This window comes from Acidobacteriota bacterium (assembly GCA_016715115.1).
Taxonomy (GTDB): Bacteria; Acidobacteriota; Blastocatellia; order Pyrinomonadales; family Pyrinomonadaceae; genus JAFDVJ01.
In genome coordinates this window covers 833,823-848,982 of the sequence record JADKBM010000004.1, presented here as the reverse complement: position 1 = coordinate 848,982, position 15,160 = coordinate 833,823, and the positions used below count along the sequence as shown (strand labels likewise).

The 15,160-nt window shown below is 54.0% G+C and carries 15 protein-coding genes and 1 pseudogene; 11 read left to right on the top strand and 5 right to left on the bottom strand.

Annotated features, from left to right (window positions below):
• Positions 1-39: 39 nt before the first annotated feature.
• A complete protein-coding gene (gene murA, locus IPN69_05920; GenBank protein MBK8810256.1) occupies positions 40-1,311 on the top strand; it encodes a UDP-N-acetylglucosamine 1-carboxyvinyltransferase in 1,272 nt (423 codons plus the stop codon).
• 7 nt (positions 1,312-1,318) lie between these two features.
• Here murA and IPN69_05915 read toward each other — a convergent pair whose 3' ends face one another.
• Positions 1,319-2,098, bottom strand: a complete 780-nt coding sequence (locus tag IPN69_05915; GenBank protein MBK8810255.1) for a tryptophan 2,3-dioxygenase — start codon at positions 2,096-2,098, stop codon at positions 1,319-1,321.
• 451 nt (positions 2,099-2,549) lie between these two features.
• Here IPN69_05915 and IPN69_05910 point away from each other — a divergent pair, with 451 nt between their 5' ends.
• Entirely contained in the window at positions 2,550-2,756 is a 207-nt protein-coding gene (locus tag IPN69_05910; protein MBK8810254.1) for a cold shock domain-containing protein, read from the top strand.
• A gap of 75 nt (positions 2,757-2,831) precedes the next feature.
• Here IPN69_05910 and IPN69_05905 read toward each other — a convergent pair whose 3' ends face one another.
• Positions 2,832-3,149: a hypothetical protein gene (locus tag IPN69_05905; GenBank protein ID MBK8810253.1), complete on the bottom strand. Its 318-nt coding sequence runs from the start codon at positions 3,147-3,149 to the stop codon at positions 2,832-2,834.
• 205 nt (positions 3,150-3,354) lie between these two features.
• Between IPN69_05905 and IPN69_05900 the strand changes: the two genes are divergently transcribed.
• From IPN69_05900 to IPN69_05890, 3 genes are all read left to right on the top strand, one after another.
• On the top strand, positions 3,355-4,743 hold the full coding sequence (locus IPN69_05900) for an L-seryl-tRNA(Sec) selenium transferase (protein MBK8810252.1): 1,389 nt from the start codon (positions 3,355-3,357) through the stop codon (positions 4,741-4,743).
• A gap of 89 nt (positions 4,744-4,832) precedes the next feature.
• Complete coding sequence (locus IPN69_05895) at positions 4,833-5,528, top strand: AIM24 family protein (GenBank protein MBK8810251.1); 696 nt, start codon at positions 4,833-4,835, stop codon at positions 5,526-5,528.
• Positions 5,529-5,645: 117 nt separating this feature from the next.
• Positions 5,646-6,206, top strand: coding sequence for a hypothetical protein (locus IPN69_05890; GenBank protein MBK8810250.1), 561 nt, complete (start codon positions 5,646-5,648; stop codon positions 6,204-6,206).
• On the opposite strand, the gene serC is transcribed toward IPN69_05890, so the two are convergent.
• The gene (serC, locus tag IPN69_05885) at positions 6,207-7,289 is read right to left on the bottom strand and encodes a 3-phosphoserine/phosphohydroxythreonine transaminase (protein MBK8810249.1); all 1,083 of its coding nucleotides are present in this window, start codon (positions 7,287-7,289) and stop codon (positions 6,207-6,209) included.
• Between the two features lie 289 nt (positions 7,290-7,578).
• On the opposite strand from serC, the gene IPN69_05880 reads away from it, so the two are divergent.
• From IPN69_05880 to IPN69_05865, 4 genes and pseudogenes are all read left to right on the top strand, one after another.
• Positions 7,579-8,181 carry a TetR/AcrR family transcriptional regulator gene (locus IPN69_05880; GenBank protein MBK8810248.1) on the top strand — a complete coding sequence of 201 codons (603 nt, stop codon included), beginning with the start codon at positions 7,579-7,581 and terminating at the stop codon, positions 8,179-8,181.
• A complete protein-coding gene (locus IPN69_05875; protein MBK8810247.1) occupies positions 8,178-10,013 on the top strand; it encodes a long-chain fatty acid--CoA ligase in 1,836 nt (611 codons plus the stop codon). The genes IPN69_05880 and IPN69_05875 overlap by 4 nt, the downstream gene beginning before the upstream one ends.
• A 140-nt stretch (positions 10,014-10,153) precedes the next feature.
• Positions 10,154-10,477, top strand: coding sequence for an RHS repeat protein (locus tag IPN69_05870; GenBank protein MBK8810246.1), 324 nt, complete (start codon positions 10,154-10,156; stop codon positions 10,475-10,477).
• A gap of 260 nt (positions 10,478-10,737) precedes the next feature.
• Positions 10,738-10,914 (top strand): annotated as a pseudogene (locus tag IPN69_05865) (hypothetical protein).
• A 30-nt stretch (positions 10,915-10,944) separates the two neighbouring features.
• Here the strand turns inward: IPN69_05865 and IPN69_05860 are convergent.
• Positions 10,945-13,065, bottom strand: coding sequence for an ATP-dependent helicase (locus IPN69_05860; GenBank protein MBK8810245.1), 2,121 nt, complete (start codon positions 13,063-13,065; stop codon positions 10,945-10,947).
• Positions 13,066-13,803: 738 nt separating this feature from the next.
• Here IPN69_05860 and IPN69_05855 point away from each other — a divergent pair.
• The gene (locus IPN69_05855) at positions 13,804-14,112 is read left to right on the top strand and encodes a YbaB/EbfC family nucleoid-associated protein (GenBank protein MBK8810244.1); all 309 of its coding nucleotides are present in this window, start codon (positions 13,804-13,806) and stop codon (positions 14,110-14,112) included.
• Positions 14,113-14,193: 81 nt separating this feature from the next.
• Complete coding sequence (gene recR / locus IPN69_05850; protein ID MBK8810243.1) at positions 14,194-14,808, top strand: recombination protein RecR; 615 nt, start codon at positions 14,194-14,196, stop codon at positions 14,806-14,808.
• A gap of 55 nt (positions 14,809-14,863) precedes the next feature.
• On the opposite strand, the gene IPN69_05845 is transcribed toward recR, so the two are convergent.
• Positions 14,864-15,112 carry a hypothetical protein gene (locus IPN69_05845; GenBank protein MBK8810242.1) on the bottom strand — a complete coding sequence of 83 codons (249 nt, stop codon included), beginning with the start codon at positions 15,110-15,112 and terminating at the stop codon, positions 14,864-14,866.
• Positions 15,113-15,160 lie beyond the last annotated feature (48 nt).

Genomic DNA, 15,160 nt, shown 5'->3' with positions numbered 1-15,160 from the left:
TTGCTACTTGCTTCTATAAAAATTCGTTAAATCACTTTTATGGATAAATTTTTGATTCGCGGCGGGAAACCGCTTCACGGAAAGATCGAGATCAGCGGCGCGAAGAATTCGGCGCTGCCTTGTTTGGCGGCGACGCTATTGACGGCGGAGACAGTGATTCTGCATAACGTGCCTTATGTTAAGGACCTGATCACGCAGCGCCGTCTGCTTGAAGACCTCGGGGCGACCGCTTTGACGCCCGAACTCCGGACCCATAAGGTCACGGCACGGAACATCGAAACCTTCGAAGCGCCGTACGAACTCGTCAAAACGATGCGTGCCAGCGTTCTTGCGCTCGGACCTTTACTGGCGCGGTTCGGCAAGGCAAAGGTTTCCCTGCCGGGCGGTTGTGCGATCGGCACGCGTCCGATCGATCTCCACCTGAAGGCTTTTGAAGTTCTCGGGGCGATCGTCTCGCTCGAGGCCGGAAACGTAGTCGCGCGTGCGCCCGAAGGCGGACGCTTGATCGGAGCCGCAGTCGATTTTGAAAAGGTCACCGTCACCGGGACCGAGAACGTAATGATGGCCGCGAGCCTGGCGCGCGGCAAGACCGTTATCAAGAACGCCGCGTGCGAACCGGAGATCGACGATCTCGCGGAACTTCTCAACAAAATGGGCGCGCGGATCAAAGGCGCGGGAACGCCGACGATCGAGATCGAAGGCGTCGAACATCTCGGAGGCGCCGAGCACACGATCATTCCGGACCGAATTGAAGCCGGAACATTCATTGTTGCCGCGGCGATAAGCGGCGGCGAGATCGAGATCAAAAACTGTCGTCCGGATCATTTAACGGCCGTGATCGACAAACTTCGAGATGCCGGAGTCGTCATCGAAGAACTCAACCAAAGCACGCTGCACGTCAAGGTCGGTCCCGCGGGACTCACCTCAAAAGGCGTTACCACTGAGCCGCATCCGCTCTTTCCGACCGATATGCAGGCACAGTATATGGCCTTGATGACGCAGGCCGAAGGCACTTCCGTTATCAAGGAAACGATTTTCGAAAATCGCTTTATGCACGCGTCGGAGCTCATCAGAATGGGCGCGCGAATCGAGATCTCGGGGAATACGGCGACGGTTCACGGCAAGACTCAGCTATCGGGAGCGCCGGTTTTGGCGTCGGACCTGCGCGCGTCGGCGTCACTCGTCCTCGCCGGACTCGCGGCCGATAGCGAAACGGTCATTGACCGCGTTTATCACATCGACCGCGGCTATGAAACGATCGTCAAGAAACTGCAGTCTATCGGCGCCGACATCGAACGGATCACTCACTGATCTTCGTCTACAATTCGAGGTGCGTTCGCGCCTCCCATATCTCGGGGAAAAACTTCTTCGAGAGCGTCGTCCGCAAATAGCCCGCGCCTTCGGAACCGCCGGTGCCGCGTTTCATTCCCAGCATTCTCTCGACCATCAGCACGTGATGATAGCGCCACAGTGCGATATTCTCGTCGTGATCGATCAACAGGTCCTGCATATTGAAAAGGTCCGGATAGGTTTCGGGTTTTCTCAATATCTGAACGATCGACGCGACTCGATCGTCGTCCGTCGAGACCGCGAAACCGTTGCGTTTCAGTAGTTCCCAGAATGCATCCGCGAGCGACGGCGTGTTGTAGCGCTTCTCGAGCCGTTTGTGGGCGAACTCGTCAAATTCAAAGAACTTCAGGATTTTCTCGTCCTTCGCGCCCGAAGAAAACTCCAATTCCCGAAATTGCATAGACTGAAATCCGCTTGCCGGATTGAGTCGATCGCGAAACTCGAGAAATCCGATCTGCGCCATCGATTCGAGAATATGGATCTGCGAGACCATTATCTTCTCGATCGACGTCACGGCTTTGAGCGAGTGATTTGCGCGGAACATACGCCCTTCGCCAAGCCATCCGAGCGTCGCATCGACTTCGTGGAGAATCTGTTTGAACCAGAGCTCGTAGGTCTGATGAATAATGATGAACAGCAATTCGTCGTGGCTGGTCGGTTCCGAGAGCGTCTCTTGCAAGTCGATCAGTTCCGGAACCTTCAGGTATTTGTTGTATGAGAGCGCGGGATTTTTTCCGTATTCAGTCATAGGTCAAATGGCAGCGGGTGGTAAGAACACCTTCCGTCGATGGCGCCAAACGTCCGCCAAAAACCGCCCGCAAAATCAGTCCAATAATCGTCCACAAAGCCCGTTATGTCAATTTTGTTATGATTTTGTAACAAATTTCCAGAATGCTTATGAAGTGTCTTGACATTAAATCCGATTTTGGTTAAATTCTCGGACGTTCTATCAAAAAACAACACATAATTAATCCCCAAAAATCTTGCATTTTAAGGTTTTCGACTAATTTGGAAATGGTTTTTCGAAACATTTCTGTGAATCCAGATTCATCAAGGTAGTTTGCCCTTGAGAAACGCGGATTTTTGTTCAATTGCCTGTGTTTATTAATGAAACGCTTGCGGCCAAGAATTGATAGGAAGCGAATCGAGAGATTCAAAAAAACTGAATTCACTGAAGTTTGCAGGAGGAATTGATGGATATGTCAAAAACGATCGGAAAAGTTAAGTGGTTTAACAACGCAAAGGGCTATGGTTTTATTGAAAAACCCGGCGAACAGGATATTTTCGTGCATTACAGCGCGATTTCCGGCGACGGCTATAAGACCTTGGCGCAAGGGCAGGAAGTCGAGTTTGAAGTTACGAACGGACCGAAAGGGCCGCAGGCAGAAAACGTAATGAAAGTTTGACGTTAGATCATTTTTCGACGGTTTTTACATCGACGAGGAAAGCGGCTTTTGGGGCCGCTTTTTTGCGGCTCGAATTCAGATCTCCTCGCCTCGTTTCTTGAGGATCCGCCGCCAAAGTTCACGATAAGAGGTAAAGCGCGACATCAGCGTGTTGAAAAAATAACGTTGCGCGTATGTCAGATTGCGGTTGTCGCTGATCCGCTTGAGATTCGCCTCGACGCGGCCGCGGGCCTCGAGCGGCGGACGTTTGGTCGAGCCGTTGAAGAAGATGTCAAAATCGATCTTGAGTTTGCGGATATCTTCTTCGAGTCGCGCGAGTTGTTGATCGAGCAACGCCGAGTCTTCCTGTTTCGTCGCCGTCTGCCGGCTGAGTTTGTTTCCTAGGATCGCCATTTTGTTGATTGGTAGGGAATGAAGTCCGCGGATGAACCGCCTTCTAATAAAAACTGCTAAACGGCAGGTTGTTCCTAACTTTTCTCGCCCGCTTCGCTGAAAAAGCGTAGGGCTTTGATTACGGGTGGCCGAAACCGAAAGGCGCAGTTCGTCCGAAGCCGTTAAAGCTCTTCCGCTCAACCGCCTCATCGGCTAGAATGGCTGAATGGAAACCGAACAGGAAAGACTGGCGATGGTTCCGCCGGTCGACTCAGTTCTCCGCACCGAAACCGCGAACTCGATTTTGCGTTCAACGGGTGCCAAACATCTGACTGTGCTGGCGCGTGCCGTGACGGACTCGGTTAGGCGTGACCTCCGCGACGGCGCTTTCTCGGGTGCGAGCCGCGAATCGCTCCTGGAAGAATCTGAGCGACGTCTTGAAACCTTTTGGCGAAAAGAACTTGGAACCGGATCGAAGCGTGTCATCAACGCGTCCGGCGTCGTCATTCACACGAACCTCGGCCGCGCGCCGTTGTCTGAGGCCGCCCGGCAAGCGATTTCAAATGCGTCAGGTTACTGCAATCTCGAATACAGCCTGGAAACCGGCCGGCGCGGAAAACGCGGCGCGCGTGCCGAGTGCCTGCTGGCCGAACTGACCGGGGCTGAATCCGCCTTGATCGTCAACAACTGCGCCGCCGCCGCGTTTCTTGTCCTGCGCGTACTGGCCTGCGGCGGCGAGGTCGTCATCTCGCGCGGCGAACTCGTCGAGATCGGCGGCGACTTTCGCGTTCCGGACGTTCTGACCGAATCCGGCGCAGTTCTCAGGGAAGTCGGCACGACCAACCGCACGAAGCTCGCCGATTACGAACGCGCGATCAATGACGGAACGCGTTTGATCCTCAAGGTTCACCCGTCAAACTACCGGATCGTCGGATTCACCGCCGCGCCCGAGCTTTCAGAACTCGCCGAACTCGCGCATCGCAACGGATTGGTTCTATTCGAAGACGCCGGATCAGGGGCATTGTTCGATCTCGGCGAATTTGGTCTGCGTGACGAACCGGTGATCCCCGTCTCGATCGCCGCAGGTGCGGACGTTGTTACCTTCAGCGGCGACAAATTGCTCGGCGGGGTTCAATCCGGGTTGATCGTCGGCCGCAGCGATGTCATCGAGCGCATCCGAAAGCATCCGTTGTATCGAGCACTCCGCGTGGACAAACTTGCCTACGCCGCGCTCGAAGCGACGCTCGAAGCGTACCGTCGCGAACCGCTCGACGAAATTCCGGTATTGCGAATGCTTTCGTCGAGGAAGGAAGATCTTGAAGCGCGGGCCGCCGACTTCGCTGCGCGCCTGAACGCGTCAACCATAATGAAAGCGACTGTAATTCCCGGCCATTCGGTTATCGGCGGCGGCTCGGCCCCGGCCGTGCAACCCGAAACGGCTCTCATCGCGCTCGAACATTCGCGGCTTTCGGCGGCGAGATTTGAGGAACGGTTGCGCTTGTCAGATCCGCCGGTCATCACGAGAATAGTTGATGGAAACGTCGCCATCGATCTTCGAACGGTGGGTCACGGCGAGGTAGCTGAATTGATTGATTGTTTGATGCTGGTCGCTTGAAGCTTTCACTTCGACCGCTTGGGTCGAAAGCTTGAGATGAGAGACTGACCCGGCGTTATTATAGAAAAACAAAACGGAGTAAAAAGAGAATGTCAAAATACACGATGCAGAGTTTTCTGCAGCAAACGGCGCAGCAGGAAAGCAAACGCGAGTTTTTCGAACTCGAAAATCCTTATCTTCTTGAGGTTAATCTCAACGGTCGCGTCTGGGCGAAGCTCGGCTCGATGATCGGCTATATGGGGAACGTCAAATTCGAACGCGAAGGCGTGCTCGAAGGCGGGATCGGAAAATTTCTGAAAAAGGCCGTCTCGGGCGAATCGACGCCGATGATGAAGGCCGAAGGGCAAGGCCGCGTTTATTTCGCCGAAAGCGGAAAGAAGGTGCGCATCCTGAATCTTCAGAACGAGATGTTCTACGTCAACGGCAACAACATTCTTGCGTTCGAAGACGCCATTCAATGGGACATCAAAATGATGCGCCGCGTTGCCGGAATGGCTGCGGGCGGTTTGTTCAATATGCAGCTCGGCGGCACGGGAATGGTCGCGATCACGACGCATTTCGATCCGATCACGCTCGTCGTCACGCCCGAGTATCCGGTTTTCACCGACCCGAACGCGACCGTCGCGTGGTCGGGCAATCTGCAGCCGACGATCAAGACCGACATCTCGCTCAAGACCTTTTTCGGGCGCGGTTCCGGCGAATCGTTCCAGCTTGCGTTCCAAGGCCAGGGATGGGTCGTGCTCCAGCCGTATGAAGAGATTTATTACGCGAATCAGGCGTCTTGATTTGAGAATTGGGGATTGAGTGCGTCAGATCTTATGTTCGGGCGCCGCTTTCCCATTTTGGAGTGACCTTCGAATTCCGTCGATTGCCATCAGTTTCTAATTGGGGCGAGGGAGAATATGCCACGAAAAGTGAAGAATGCATCTGAACCACCAGTCCTTGAAGTTGCGGCTGATACTTCGTTGTTGATCGCCGAATATCAGGCAAATCTAACCCTTTGGCAGCACGATGACATTTTGCGTCAACATCGAAACACCACTTTTCTCAATGTAAACACACTGCTACTTACGGTCTTGGCCGCGTTAACGGCGCTAAAAGCGCCAACTCATTATCTCGGTGCGACCGCAATTGTCTTTTCGATTTTTGGAATCGCGGTCTCAAGGGTCTGGCACAAAGTTCAGATACGCAATAGCGAGTACATTCGATTTCGACGCCTTCAATTGAAATCAATCGAGGCACGATTGCCCGGTGTGACAACCTTCGAGAATACCTACGAGGCATTCTATCGTTTGAATGAGGTGACATTTCATTCAAATGACGTGCCATTCTGCATTAGCGAGTCCGCGAAAGCAAGATCCACGATGACCGAGGGGCGTCTTCCCACCGTCGTTAGTCTGCTTTGGCTGACGATTGGCACCACGGGATTTGTTGCGATCCTGGTGATCTATTTTGTCGAATGATCAACCGGGAGTCCGCTCGAAGTTCCGCATAAATTCGACGAATCTTTCAACGCCTTCTTTCGGGAAGGCATTGTAGATCGAGGCGCGGATGCCGCCGACGGAACGGTGGCCTTTGATGCCGGCGAAACCGGCGGCGGTCGCTTCGGCGACGAAGCGAGATTCGAGTTCTTCGGACGGCAATCGAAACGTGACGTTCATCACTGAGCGCGCCGCGCGTTCGGCGTGGCCGCTGTAAAACCCGTCGCTCGAATCGATCGCGTCATACAAAATTCGAGCCTTCTCCTCGTTCAACCGCTCGATTCCGGCAACGCCGCCGCGGCGTTCAAGCCAGTCGCAAACCAAACTGATCAAGTAGATTCCCCAGGTGTTCGGCGTGTTGAGCATTGAATCGTTCGCCGCCAGCGCGCGGTAATCGAGCATCGAATGCTGATTTTCCGGGACGCGTTCGAGGAGATCGTCGCGGATGATCACCAATGTCACGCCCGAGGGACCGATGTTCTTCTGCGCGCCGGCGTAAACAATCGCGTATTTCTCTATATCGATCGGCTTCGAGAGGATATTCGACGACGCGTCGCAAACAACCGGAATGCCGCCGGCGTCGAGGTCATACTTGAATTCGACGCCGTCGATCGTTTCGTTCGAACAGTAATGAACATAGTCCGCGCCGGGCGAAAAGCTGAGTTCTTCGGGCGACGGGACCGAACGAAAGCCCGTCGGTTCCGTCGTGCAGATGACGTTCACATTCCCGCACTTGCGCGCCTCTTTGACCGCCTTCTTCCCCCACGCGCCGGTCACGATGTAATCGGCCGATCCTTTGAGAAAGTTCATCGGGATCATCGAAAACTGCAAAGACGCACCGCCTTGCAGAAACAAAATGCGGTAATTGTCGGGCACGTCAAGAAGGTTTCTGATTCCCGATTCGGCGCGATGGAGCACGCCCGCGAACGTCTTCGAGCGATGGCTGATCTCCATCACGCTCATTCCGATGCCTTCAAACGAGATCAGTTCGCGCTGCGCGATCTCGAGAACTTCCCGCGGAATGATCGCCGGCCCGGCGCTGAAGTTATAAACCTTTTTCGTCATAAATTCCAAAATCGAATCTAACATATCGCGACGAGATTTTCGCCATCGCACGCAGGCGACCATCCCGGTCTTGCGTCGGTCCTGTAAGAATTGTGTAATCGCCGATTTTCTTGTTGATTTAACCGCGACTTTTCGGTAAGTTTAACGTGCAAATGAATGACGATTCATTCATATTGGTTTGGCGAAAGAATAGATCCGAAATATCCGCGATCCCGATTTAGAAATCGGAATTCGGACAAGCATTTGGCGGAACTAAATCCGAATTCCCAAATCAGAAATCCAAAATCGTATGTCTCGTTCAACACCAAAACCATTCGTCAGCGACAAACGCGAAGCGATCCTTCGCGCGGCCATCAAGGTTTTCGCGGGCAAAGGCTATTTCAATTCGAAGGTTGCCGATATTGCCAAGGAGGCGGGCGTCGCCGACGGCACCGTCTATCTTTATTTCAAGAGCAAGGACGATATTCTGCGGTCGTTCTTTGATCGCGCGATGAGTGATTTTATCGCCGAAGGCAGAAAGGAACTGGCCGAACTCGATGGCGCTGAGGAAAAACTGCGCCGCATCGCGCATCTGCATCTTGAACGGCTGGGTGCCGACCGCGACCTCGCGATCGTTTTCCAGGTCGAACTTCGCGGCTCGACGAAGCATATGCAGGAATTCTCGGCAGCCGGATTCGCCGAATACCTGGACATCATCCGCGCGACGATCGCCGAAGGTCAGAAAGAAGGCGTTTTCCGCAAGGATTTGAAGCCGATCATCGTCGCCAAGATGCTCTACGGCGCGCTCGACGAGATGGTCACGAACTGGATTCTCTCGAATAAATCCTATCCGCTCGCGCCGATGGCCGACGAGGTGTTGAAAGTGTTCTTCGGAGGTGTTCTGCAAAAATGAGCAAAGTCGAACCAATCGTCCGCATCCCGCTTTACCCGAACGAACCGAAAACTCTCGGCGAACTGTTTCGCAATGCGGCGAAAACGCATAACCGCGCCGATGCGCTGAACTCCAAACACGATGGCGAATGGCGCAAGATATCGTCCGACGAAATGATCGCCCGCGCCGACCGCATCGCGCTCGGACTATATTCTCTCGGTCTCAGAAAAGACGACAAGGCGGCTATCCTTGCGGCAAACTCGCCCGACTGGACGATCGCCGACGCCGGTTGCCAGTTGAGCGGCGTGATCGATGTTCCGATTTACACGACGCTTGCTCCAAACGCCGTCGCCTACATCGTCAAGGATTCGGGTGCAAAGGTCTTTTTTGTCGAAAACAAGGACGCCTACGAGCGTCTGCGTGACATCTTTCAGGATTGTCCCTCGATCGAGAAGATCGTCTTCTTCAACGCCGACGGAATTGACGGCGAAAACTTGATGCCGCTCGCGGAACTCGAATCGCTCGGCGAAAAACTCCACGACGAAAACCCCGAACTCATCGGCGAACTTATGTCGAAGGTCACCGCCGACGACATCGCCACGCTGATCTACACTTCCGGAACCACCGGTGAGCCGAAAGGCGTGATGCTCACGCATTCGAATCTCGTTTCGAACGTGATCGACGCCGGCGAAAAGTACAACTTCACCGACAAAGACGTGCCGCTTTCCGTGTTGCCGCTGTCGCACGTTTTTGAGCGGACGGGAATGTATCTTTACATTTTCAACGGAATGGCGGTCCATTTTGCCGAATCGCTCGAGAAGGTCGCTGACAACCTTCTCGAAGTTCGTCCGACGATGTTCGTCGGCGTTCCGCGATTGTTCGAGAAAGTCTACGCAAAGGCCAAATTGAAGGCCGCGCAGGCGAGCCCGATCAAGGAGAAGATCTTCGACTGGGCGATCGACGTCGGCAAGGAGTACGCGCTCTGTCGTGAGAAAGGCGAATCGATCTCGACTGCGCTCTGGTTGAAATACTCGATCGCCGACAAAATAGTCTTTTCGAAGCTCCGCGAGTTTTTTGGCGGAAGGCTGCGATTCTGCATCACCGGCGGCGCGGCGCTCTCGGACACTATCTATTTGATCTTCAACGGCGCCGGCGTGGCGATAATGCAGGGTTACGGACTGACAGAAACTTCTCCCGTGATCACATCCTCCAATCCGGCCAACGTCAAACTCGGAACCGTCGGAAAACCGATCCGAAACGTGCAGGTTCGCATCGCTGAGGACGGAGAGATCGAGACGTTCGGTCCGAATGTGATGCTCGGCTATTACAACAAACCGGACGCGACGCGCGATGTTTTCACCGAAGACGGCTGGTTCAAAACCGGCGACATCGGACAATTCGACGACGATGGTTTTCTGCGGATCACCGACCGCAAGAAGGAACTTTTCAAGACCTCGGGCGGGAAGTACATCGCGCCGTCGCCGATCGAGCAGATGATCAAAGGCTCGCGTTTCGTCAGTCAGGTCGTACTCGTCGGAAACGAACGAAAGTTTCCGGCCGCGCTCATCGTGCCGAGTTTTGATCAACTTGCGAGCTTTGCAAAGGAACATGGCCTTGATCTCGACAAGCCCGACGAGGTCTGCGCGCACGAGCGCGTGATTCAGTTTTTCGAACGCGAAGTGAACGAATACACGCAGGAACTCTCAAACTACGAAAGGGTGAAACGCATCGCGCTGCTGCACAAAGAACTCACGGTCGAAGGCGGTGAACTGACTCCGACGCTCAAGATAAAGCGCCGCGTCGTCAACGAACGGTACGCGACGATCATCGAACAGATTTACGAAGAGAACTGACGTTCGCCGTTCTTGGCGGTTGCCGGATTTCTGTCTCGCGCAATTTGAGCCGGCGATTCCTCGAAAGTTCGCCGATTAACCTCAGGCCCGTTTTGTTATAAGCGGTCGCCTTAAGGGCAATCGATCGCCGCGAATCGACAGTGAGTACCGTATCCTTGTTCCAGACCGGGTTTACGTTCGATGCCGCCAACCGTCCCGTAGCAAGGACTTTTCCGAACGGCGTCACCACAACTTACACGTTCGACAATATGAGCCGGCTGAAGCGGCTTAAGGACACGAGCCAGACGGCGACGCTCTTTGACAGACAGTACGAATATGACAACGCAAGCCGGATCGGGCAGATTACGGAACCGGGCAGGTTCCGGGAGTTCGAATACGACTTCGTCGACCGGCTGACCGGAATGACGAGTCCGATGGAACCGGCCGAAACCTATAATTTCGACCAGGTCGGCATGCGTCCCTGAAAGGGACAAAGGCAATAGGGTCGGGAGCATCCCGACGACTCGAATTCGGGAAATGATCTTGTGTCCCTGAAAGGGACGCAGGAGTGGAAACTGCAGTCCTGCATCGCCTTCAGGGACGGCGAACCGTTAGATGATTTCGTCGGGATTCTCCCGACGCTATTGTCTGCGAGCCTTTCAGGCACGTCCGCGAGTCCGACAATTCCGGAACGCTGACGAAATACATCAACGGTCCCAACGCATTTCGGATTGGCGATTTCAGAATGTGGATCGCTGCGCCCGAAATCGCAAATCGGCAATCGCAAATCGCAAATTGGGTGACCGGCAATCTCGCGAGGAGATACAAATTCACCGGCCGCGAGGATGATGATTTCACCGGATTACACTACTACCGCGCCCGCTGGTACGACGGCAATCTCGGCAGATTCATCTCCGAAACCCGATCGGATTTGCGGGCGGGTTTGCTAACCTCAATTCAGCAATTCCGGTCCGTTGTCCGCAATTTCAACGGGGGCGTCAAACGAAAGCGATTCTTCTTCGAGCGACCAGATCTCGAACATCGCGGGCGGGCATTCGTGGATGAACCGCGAGGGTTTCTGGAGCACCGTCTGGCGGTTGTAATCGACGACCATCAGCGGATACGTCAGATAAAGTTCTTCCTTCGCCCGCGTCAGGGCGACGTACCAGAGACGGCGTTCCTCTTCCTCGCTGTCGATCTCGCGCAAGGACCGCGGCGAAGGGAATTTACCCTCGGCGGTCCAGATCATAAAAACGACCTTCCACTCCGCGCCTTTCGCCTGATGGATCGACGACAGCGTCAGAAGTTCGTCCGGATCGCCGCCCTCGATAACGTCCTCGGCGCCGATCGGCGTCGGTTCCTTGAACCTTTCGGTCGACAGCAGCGCCAGTTCGGAAAGGAACGCCTCGGTCGTCTCGTACCGCGAAGCATAAAGCGCGAGTTGCCGGATGTCCTCGGCGCGCATTTCGGCGTTCTCGAATGTCTCCTGCAAATACTGCTCGTATCCGGAATTCAGAACCATCTCGATCTGCTTCGCAGGCCGTTCACGATTTTCGTCCGAGACGAGCTTCTCGATGAGCCTCACGAAATCTTTCCACTGCGGCTTATCGCGAAGCTTCGGCGGAGCGAGGGATTTTAGATTTGCGATTTGCGATTTGCGATTTGCGATTGCGGCCGACCCCGGGACCGGTTCAAATCCCAGATCCGAATTCCCAAATCCCAAATTCCCAAATATCTTGTTCGCCGTTGCCGGTCCGACTCCCGGGATCATTTTCAGGATTCGCTTCCAGGCCAACTCGTCGCGCGGATTGACGATGATCTTCAAATACGAGATGACGTCCTTGATATGCGCCTGTTCGAAAAACCGGACGCCGGACTGGACGCGGTACGGAATGTTGCGGCGCGTCAGCTCCAGCTGCAATTCCAGGCAGTGATAATGCGAGCGGTAAAGCACCGCGACGTCTTCGAGCGACGTTCCTTCGTCGCGGAGTTCGAGAATTCTCGAAGCAATAAACGCCGATTGCTGTTCGACGTCAGAACATGGGATCAGCGCCGGCGCAAATCCGCGCGATTTTTTGACCGCCTTGAGCATTTTCGGAAACTGTCGGCGATTGTGGGCGATCGAGGTGTTCGCGAGCCCGAGGATCTCCGGCGTCGAGCGGTAATTCGTTTCGAGTTTGTAGCCCGTTGCTTCGGGGTAACGCTCGGGGAATTCGTAGATGTTTGTAAACTCCGCCCCGCGCCAGGCGAATATGCTCTGCGCGTCGTCGCCGACGACCATCACGTTGCGGTGCTTGACGGCCATCAGATCGATGATCTCCGCCTGCAGTTTGTTCGTGTCCTGATATTCGTCGACGAGTATGTGCTGAAACTGTTCGGCGTAAACCTCGGCGATCTCGGGCCGTTCGAGCAAGAGGCGTTTCCAGTTGAGCAGCAGATCGTCGTAATCCATCACGTTTCGCTGCCGTTTTCGGTCCTGATAATGGATGTCGATGAGCTTGATCTGTCCGGTCAGCGGCTCAAAGTTCGGATATTTGCGGATGATGACATCGGCGATCGGCTGATCTGTATTGTTTGCGAATGAGATGATGTCCTGGATGACTTCGGCCTTCGGAAATCGTTTTGATTTCGTATCGACGCGCGTTTCGTCGATCGCGACATTGATAAGATCTTTCGCGTCTTCGGCGTCGAGGATCGAATAATTGTTCGCGTAGCCGATCGAAACCGCGTGACGCCGCAGGATCAGATTCGCGATCCGATGAAACGTTCCGCCCCAAATTTTATGGACGTTCTGCGATCCCGTAAGCTGTTCGACGCGACGGAGCATTTCGCGCGCCGCCCGGTTCGTAAATGTCGCGAGCATGATCCGGTGGGGCGAAACGCCCTGCTCGATGAGGTGCGCGACGCGATACGTGATCGTCCGCGTCTTGCCCGTACCGGCGCCGGCGACGACGAGCGCCGCGCCCGGTTTTGCGGTCACCACGCGAAACTGCTCCTCGTTAAGCTCTTCGCGGTACCGCGTGAGCCGTTCGGGAAGTGAGTCTCGGTCGCGTTTTAAGACGTACTTTTTCATCCGTGAAACAGTATCTTATCATGTCGCACCGATTTCGGGATTGCGGAGATTCCAAACATTCCAACAGATTCCAGCAAATTCCAAAGATTTCAGCGATTCCATAAGATTCTAGAAATTCCATCAGATTCCAAAGATTCCATCAGATTCCAAAGATTCCATAGGATTCCAAAGATTCCATAGGATTCCAAAGATTCCATAGGATTCCAAAGGATTCCAAAGGATTCCAAAGATTCCATAGGATTCCAAAGATTCCATAGGATTCCAAAGGATTCCATCGGATTCCAAAGATTCCATGGGATTCCAAAGGATTCCATAGGATTCCAAAGATTCCATGGGATTCCAAAGATTCCAAAGGATTCCAAAGGATTCCAAAGATTCCATAGGATTCCAAAGATTCCATAGGATTCCGAAGATTCCATGGGATTCCAAAGATTCCATGGGATTCCAAAGATTCCATAGGATTCCATAGGATTCCAAAGGATTCCATAGGATTCCAAAGGATTCCACCAGATCAAAGAGCCTTCTGGAATCTGGAATTCTTGCCTGGAATCTGGAATTCTTGCCTGGAATCCGAAATTCCTGGAATCCGAAATTCCTGGAATCCGAAATTCCTGGAATCTGGAATTCTTGGAATCCGGAATTCTTTTAGTCCCTTTTGGAATCTTGAATCTTCAATCCTCGGTGATATACTGTTCGGGCTTAATTGCCATCATATTTTTTCAAGAGGAACAGCGATTTATGAAATTTCCCGGTGGAATGGATCTCAATTCAATGATGAAACAGGCCCAGAAGATGCAGGAAGAAATGGGCAAACAGATGAAGACGACGATCGTCGACGCATCGGCCGGCGGCGGTGCCGTGGCGGTCAAGATGCGCGGCGATTTCGAAATCATCGAGCTCGTTATCTCTCCCGACCTCGTCAAGGACGGCGATGTCGAGATGATCCAGGATCTGACGATGGCCGCGCTCGGCGAAGCGCGTCGCAAGGTCGAAGAAAAACTAAAAGGCCAGATCGGTGGAATGTTGCCGCCGGGACTGGGGTTCTGATTTCGGATTGGGGATTTCGGATTGCGGATTCAGGCGGTTGCCGAAGTCACAAAATCCGAAATCCCATATCCCAATTCCCAAATGCTTGATTATTCTGAGCCCGTCGCGAAATTGATCGACGAATTCAAACGCCTGCCCGGCATCGGCCATAAGAATGCCCAACGGTTGGCGTTTTTCATCTTGCGGCGCCCGAAAGACGAGGTCGAGCGTTTTGTCGACGCCCTTCACGAAGTCAAGGAACGCATCGTCTTCTGCGACGTCTGCAACAATATGACGGACGTCAATCCCTGTCTTTACTGCACTTCACCGAGCCGCGACCGATCGATGATCTGCATCGTCGAGGAACCGTACAACCTCGTGGCGATCGAAAAGACGCGTTCGTTCAAAGGCCTTTATCACATTCTCCACGGTGCGCTTTCGCCGATCCGCGGCGTCGGCCCCGACGAACTGATGCTTGCGAATCTGCTCCCGCGATTGATGCCGGCCAACAACGACGGCGTCGAGGTAGCCGAAGTGATCGTCGCCACCAATCCGACGACCGAAGGCGAAGCGACGGCCAACTACATCGCGCGTCTGCTGAAGCCGCTCGGCGTCCGCGTCACGCGAATCGCGATGGGCATGCCGGTCGGCAGCGACCTCGAATTCGTCGACGAAGTGACGATGGACAAGGCGCTCACCAACCGCCACGATATGTAGTTCGGAGTTCCGCCTTCGAAAGCTCCACCTCTTCCCCCTATCAGAAGATGCTGCCCTATTGTGATCCGACGAAATCAACTTCTGCCAGATTCCCGTTAACGTCAAGCACCCTGTCGAGATCTATCTGAAGCAAGGCCGATTCGACGAGGCGGTCGAGGAATCTCTTCTGGCGGATGTGATCCAGTTTCGATTTCCGGAATCGAACGGGCAACGCTCGGCCGAGGCCGACGCGTACTTTCAAACGGGTCGCAGCGCGTTCGTGAACGGCGGGATCGACGCTTATCTGAGTTGGCTTCTTGAACATAACGCTACCGACGCTAGTTCAGATTATGGTTACGCCATCAACAGACTC

Coding starts and splice junctions, on each gene's coding strand:
- murA (MBK8810256.1), top strand. CDS start 40: ATGGATAAATTTTTGATTCGCGGCGGGAAACCGCTTCACGGAAAGATC.
- IPN69_05900 (MBK8810252.1), top strand. CDS start 3,355: ATGGAAACCGAACAGGAAAGACTGGCGATGGTTCCGCCGGTCGACTCA.
- IPN69_05880 (MBK8810248.1), top strand. CDS start 7,579: ATGTCTCGTTCAACACCAAAACCATTCGTCAGCGACAAACGCGAAGCG.
- IPN69_05845 (MBK8810242.1), bottom strand. CDS start 15,112: ATGTTCAAGAAGCCAACTCAGATAAGCGTCGATCCCGCCGTTCACGAA.
- IPN69_05910 (MBK8810254.1), top strand. CDS start 2,550: ATGTCAAAAACGATCGGAAAAGTTAAGTGGTTTAACAACGCAAAGGGC.
- IPN69_05905 (MBK8810253.1), bottom strand. CDS start 3,149: ATGGCGATCCTAGGAAACAAACTCAGCCGGCAGACGGCGACGAAACAG.
- IPN69_05895 (MBK8810251.1), top strand. CDS start 4,833: ATGTCAAAATACACGATGCAGAGTTTTCTGCAGCAAACGGCGCAGCAG.
- IPN69_05860 (MBK8810245.1), bottom strand. CDS start 13,065: ATGAAAAAGTACGTCTTAAAACGCGACCGAGACTCACTTCCCGAACGG.
- serC (MBK8810249.1), bottom strand. CDS start 7,289: ATGACGAAAAAGGTTTATAACTTCAGCGCCGGGCCGGCGATCATTCCG.
- recR (MBK8810243.1), top strand. CDS start 14,194: ATGCTTGATTATTCTGAGCCCGTCGCGAAATTGATCGACGAATTCAAA.
- IPN69_05855 (MBK8810244.1), top strand. CDS start 13,804: ATGAAATTTCCCGGTGGAATGGATCTCAATTCAATGATGAAACAGGCC.
- IPN69_05890 (MBK8810250.1), top strand. CDS start 5,646: ATGCCACGAAAAGTGAAGAATGCATCTGAACCACCAGTCCTTGAAGTT.
- IPN69_05915 (MBK8810255.1), bottom strand. CDS start 2,098: ATGACTGAATACGGAAAAAATCCCGCGCTCTCATACAACAAATACCTG.
- IPN69_05875 (MBK8810247.1), top strand. CDS start 8,178: ATGAGCAAAGTCGAACCAATCGTCCGCATCCCGCTTTACCCGAACGAA.